This is a genomic window from Photobacterium sp. OFAV2-7 (assembly GCF_022347985.1).
Taxonomy (GTDB): Bacteria; Pseudomonadota; Gammaproteobacteria; order Enterobacterales; family Vibrionaceae; genus Photobacterium.
Genome location: NZ_JAKRFQ010000343.1, coordinates 1 through 5,072, shown reverse-complemented (window position 1 = coordinate 5,072; position 5,072 = coordinate 1). Strand labels below are relative to the sequence as shown.

Genomic DNA, 5,072 nt, shown 5'->3' with positions numbered 1-5,072 from the left:
TATACTTTTTACGTTAACCAGGCGCCTTATATAGAGAAATCTGAAAATATCGTTATCGCCCAATATGCCAAAGTCGTGATGGATACCTACGCGGCCGGAGAAGAGTGGGCTCCGCAGTTAAATACCCCGGTAGAAATTATACCGCTAACAAGACCGTTTGGACTGTGGACAAACAGTGTGTTCTCAGGCCGGGTATTAAAAAATGGTAAGCCGGCTGCGGGGGTGAGTGTTGAAGTGGAGTATGACAATAAGTCTAATGTCCCAATTATCGCAGATGCTTACGGAAAACATATTACAACCACTAATACCAACGGTGAGTTTTCGGTAACACTGCCAAAGGCAGGTTGGTGGGGAATTGCGGCCCTGATTGGTGCGGATGAGCCTATCGAGATAGGTGGCAAATCCTATCCCTATGAGCAAGCGGGAGTAATTTGGTTACAAACGAAGGATTTTGAATAGGAGATCAACATGCATATTGTTGATGGTGTATTGAGCACTCCTGTTTTAGCGATTGGCGCAGCAACTGCCGTGGCAGGAACTGTATACGGGCTGCGGCAGCTAGATGATAGCAAAATTCCTCAAGCTGCTGTTTTGGCAGCATGCTTTTTTGTCGCCTCGTTGATACACATACCGGTAGGGCCTTCTAGCGTACACCTTATTTTTAATGGGTTGCTGGGGCTGTTGCTTGGCTGGTCGGCATTTCCGGTGGTCGCCGTCGGGTTGGTTCTCCAGGGAGTGTTTTTAGGCTTCGGCGGCATCATGGTATTGGGCGTGAACCTGGTTAATATTGCTTTGCCTGCGGTGTTAGTTCACCTGTTCCTGTCATCTAAAGTGCATAAATACTCAGGAAGTGCGGTCGGATTTATGGCCGGGTTTGGTTCAGTCGTGCTTACCAGCGTGTTGGTTGCATTATCGCTAACTCTTTCCGGAGAAGTGTTTTGGAACAGTGCTGCTTTGGTATTAACGTCACACCTGCCAGTTGCTTTATTGGAAGGGTTTGTCTGCGCATATAGTTTTTCACTAATCAAAAAGGTTCGCCCTGAGATTGTGTGCAATATGAATAAAACGGTAGAGCCCGGGAGTGAAGGGTGAACGCGATGAAAGTTGATTTTAGATTTGTTAAGTCGCTTCTGGTTTTATTGCTGCTGGGTGTGAGTCAGCTAAGTTATGCACATCAAATGAGAGTGTTTGCTTACGTTGAAGGAGCAGATGTCATCGGTGAAACCTATTTTGCTGGTGGTGGGAAAGTTGTCAATGCAACAATAGAGCTGGTCCGTGATGATGCTGTAGTGGCGACAGTAGCCAGCGACTCCGAGGGCAGTTTTACGTTTCAGAACGTTGAGGCAGATTCTTATCAGATTAAAGCTGATGGCGGCCAGGGACATCTGGCAAGCTTTGATATCGACAGCAGTGAGTTCCCTTTTGCTGAGCCCGGTAATGAGCCATCTGGTGTCGCTGTGACTTCTGCACATCAAGTGCAAACAGAAAGTAAAAGTACCTGTAACCAACAAAGTAGTGCTGATCTTCAGCGGGCAATTACAAATGCTATCAGACCGCTTAGAACCCAACTAGAACAGTATGAAGCGCAAACGCGTTTTCGCGATATAGCAGGTGGTATCGGGTTTATTTTCGGCTTTTTTGGCCTGTTTGTCCTCGTTACCAGGAAAAAGGCGTAAATGATGGATATCACGCTTTTAGGTGGCTCGTTAGCCAGGGATAGCCATTCGCTCGTCACACATCATCGGTTACTTCTGGCGTTTGTTGTCGTGGCTGCAACCGTGTTGTCGGAGAGTGGAGTTTCTCATCTCGGATATTTCCTGATGGCCCTGCTTTTTTGGAAACAGAGTTCGATGGGACTGCGTGCGGGATTAAAGCGGCTGCTGCTGATAGATAGTGTCATTATTTTGGCTGTGCTGCCTTTGCCTTTCTCATTTGTCGGCAACGAAGCCGTGACTGTTGGGTCATTGGAGTTGTCGGTGTTCGGTTTGGCAAAAGCGCAAGATATTTTCATTAAATCGACGGTGTCATCCATTGTGATGATAAGCCAATGTCATGGCATATCGGGATTAGAGCTATCTAAAGCACTGGCCAGATTAAAGGTGCCAGGCAAATTTATCTTGCTGCTCCAGTTTTGTATTCGATATGTCAGTGTTATGCAGCAAGAAATTACCAGCTTGAGAACCGCAATGCTGGCAAGAGGCTTTGGTAACGGCCCAACGCTGCATAACTGGCGCAGCTATGGTTATCTGTTCGGAATGCTTTTGGTCCGTGCGTTAGCCAGAGCCGATCGCATCTGGTTTGCGATGAAATGCCGAGGCTACAAAGGGCAATTCCCGGCAACCTTATATCAAGACAAAAAGGCTGCGTTTAGCTGGCAATTGACAGGCTATTTTCTGTTAACGACAGCCATATTTTACGCAGACTTTTTAGGCCCGTATATCTATCAATTCTTCCTGGCTGGAGGGGCGCTGTAATGACTCTTATTGAGCTAAATAATGTCGTTTATAAAAGACCAAACGGTACCTATTGCGCAGACAGACTGAACTTCCGCCTGGATGTATCTCAAAAAGTATCGATTACAGGCAGTAACGGTAGTGGCAAAAGTACGCTCCTGCAACTGATATTAGGGCTTTTACAGCCAACAGAAGGTGAAATAAAGCTGTTTGGCCAGGTTTGCAGTAAAGAAGCTGATTTTGCGGCGGTAAGAACACGCTTGGGATTGGTTTTTCAGGATCCTGACGATCAACTGTTTTGTCCGACGGTTTTAGAAGATGTTTGCTTTGGTCCGATTAACCAGGGACCTTCTCAACTCGAAGCAGAGAAGTTGTCACTGCAGACGCTAAGGCGTTTGGGTATAGAACACTTGGCAAATGAGGTGAGCTACCGGTTGTCGGGAGGGCAAAAGCGATTAGCCGCTTTGGCAACAGTGCTGGTGATGAAGCCTGACGTTCTTCTTCTCGATGAGCCGACAAATGGCTTAGATGACAAGAACTATCAGCTGCTTATCGATGTCATCAACAGTCTCTCTATGCCCCTTGTCCTGATCAGTCACGATGAGCAACTGCGCGATGCACTGACGAATATCGAGTATCGGTTGGAAAATGGCAAGCTGACTTTGGTGCCGTCGAGCGCAGACGAGTTAATGGCTCAAGATGAGCCTGAGAGTGCCAGCTGATGGGGAAGCTAAAGCGCTCTCGTAATAAATCCGACTTGAGAGGCGGTTATACCACCGGGGCATGTGCAGCCGCGGTGGCAAGGGCTGCAGCGCGTAAGCTGGTCTCTCAGGAGCATTTTTCCGAGATTGAAATAGAACTACCCAACCGGGAGTTTGTCACGTTTACACTTGCTCGGCTGGAAGGTGGTGATGAAGTTCTTGCCGGTGTGATTAAAGATGCCGGAGATGATCCGGATTGTACCCACGGTTTAGAAATTCAATGTATTGCCCGCTGGAAGAATAGCCCGGGTATTCACATCACCGGAGGAAAAGGGGTCGCAACCGTGACCTTGCCGGGCCTTGAGCTCGCTGTTGGTGAGCCTGCGATTAATCCGGTGCCACGAAAAAATATCTACGAGATGGCGGAGCTTGAGTGGTTAAAAGCAAACGCCTTGCTTCGAGAAGAAATAGGGATTGAGCTGGAAATCTGTGTACCCGGCGGAGAAGAGGCGGCCAAGCAGACAATCAATGACCGTTTAGGTCTTATTGGCGGTATTTCTATTTTAGGTACCCGAGGAACGGTTAAACCATACTCCACCTCGGCTTTTGCGGCATCTGTCCGCCAGTCTATCGAAATTGCGAAGGCCAATGGCAGTGAGCATGTTGTGTTAACCACTGGCAGCCGCTCTGAAAAAGCCGCGATGAAACTGCTGCCGGAGCTATCCGAGCTGGACTTTATTCAGGCGGGCGATTTTATCGGTGTCGGCCTTCGTGCTGCCAAGCGCTATGAAATCAAGCAAGTCACTCTGGTTGCCATGATTGGCAAGATGGCGAAGTTGGTATCCGGACGAATGATGACACATGTATCCGGTCATGCGATTGACTTTCAGCAGCTCGGTCACCTTGCTCGTGAGGAGAATATTCCTCAATCGGTTTGTGAAGAAATTTCATTAGCTAATACCGGGCGCTACGTATTAGATCGGGTGCGTAACCTTGATTCGCAATCATACCTTAATCGTTTATGTCGCGAGGCGCATGAACATGCAAACCAATACACAACAGACGCGCTGGATATACAGGTTCTGCTTATCGATTTTGATGGCAGCCTGTTAGCCAGCTCCCCCGAATTGTCACTGAAAAAAAACAAATAATAGGCGGAATAGAAGTGGACAAAATGAAACAGATGACCCGTCAGGGTCAGGCGATAGAAAGAGATTCCTTCTCCATTATTGACCAGGAGATCCACGAGTTTCACGGAGGGCATAACTTTAGTGAAATTCAATGGCCTGTTGTCAGACGAGCTATTCATACAACCGGTGATTTTGAGTTCGCCAAGCTTTTTCAGTTTAGCAATGGTGCGATTGAATCCGGGCTTGAAGCACTCAAGCGGGGCTGTCCGATCGTGAGTGATGTCACCATGATCACCAGTGGTCTCAGTGCTCAACGACTCTCTGTTCATAACAACAAAACTTATTGCTTTATCAGTGATGAAGACGTGATTGCGACAGCCAAGGAAAAAGGGGATACCCGGGCGATTTGGTCGATGCGCAAGGCGCGGGACTTAGGGCTGCTCGACGGTGCGATTGTCGGTGTGGGCAATGCGCCGACGGCACTCTATGAAATCTTGAGAATGGTCGAAGCAGGGGAAGCTAAGCCGGCATTGGTTATCGGTATTCCAGTTGGGTTTGTGAAGGCAGATGAATCTAAACAAGCGCTGGCCGAGCAGAGTGCAGTGTCATACATCGCCAGCCTTGGACGCAAAGGCGGCAGCCCGATTGTGGTTTCCACGATCCATGCTCTTTTGGCGCAGACGGTGTAAATCGGTATGAGTAACATGAGCAGTATTTCTGTAGTCGGTGTGCCGGAAGATGGCTGCCTGGGGCTTACCAGTCGGGCCGTTGGCGTGGTCAGCCAGGCG

The 5,072-nt window shown here is 48.4% G+C and carries 7 protein-coding genes; all 7 read left to right on the top strand.

What is annotated here, in order from left to right:
- Nucleotides 1-459 (top strand): DUF4198 domain-containing protein (locus MHN01_RS16310; protein WP_239412310.1); only part of this gene is annotated, 459 nt, incomplete at its 5' end.
- Nucleotides 460-468: 9 nt separating this feature from the next.
- On the top strand, nt 469-1,092 hold the full coding sequence (gene cbiM, locus MHN01_RS16305) for a cobalt transporter CbiM (protein WP_239412309.1): 624 nt from the start codon (nt 469-471) through the stop codon (nt 1,090-1,092).
- Nucleotides 1,093-1,097: 5 nt separating this feature from the next.
- The gene (locus MHN01_RS16300; RefSeq protein ID WP_239412308.1) at nt 1,098-1,676 is read left to right on the top strand and encodes a carboxypeptidase-like regulatory domain-containing protein; all 579 of its coding nucleotides are present in this window, start codon (nt 1,098-1,100) and stop codon (nt 1,674-1,676) included.
- Nucleotides 1,677-2,474 (top strand): energy-coupling factor transporter transmembrane protein EcfT, encoded by a 798-nt coding sequence (locus MHN01_RS16295; RefSeq protein WP_239412307.1) that lies wholly within the window; start codon nt 1,677-1,679, stop codon nt 2,472-2,474.
- Nucleotides 2,474-3,175, top strand: coding sequence for an energy-coupling factor ABC transporter ATP-binding protein (locus tag MHN01_RS16290; RefSeq protein ID WP_239412306.1), 702 nt, complete (start codon nt 2,474-2,476; stop codon nt 3,173-3,175). Before MHN01_RS16295 ends, MHN01_RS16290 begins: the two co-directional genes overlap by 1 nt.
- Nucleotides 3,175-4,305 carry a cobalt-precorrin-5B (C(1))-methyltransferase gene (locus MHN01_RS16285; RefSeq protein ID WP_239412305.1) on the top strand — a complete coding sequence of 377 codons (1,131 nt, stop codon included), beginning with the start codon at nt 3,175-3,177 and terminating at the stop codon, nt 4,303-4,305. The genes MHN01_RS16290 and MHN01_RS16285 overlap by 1 nt, the downstream gene beginning before the upstream one ends.
- Nucleotides 4,306-4,328: 23 nt before the next feature.
- Nucleotides 4,329-4,973, top strand: coding sequence for a precorrin-8X methylmutase (locus MHN01_RS16280; protein WP_239412304.1), 645 nt, complete (start codon nt 4,329-4,331; stop codon nt 4,971-4,973).
- Nucleotides 4,974-5,072 lie beyond the last annotated feature (99 nt).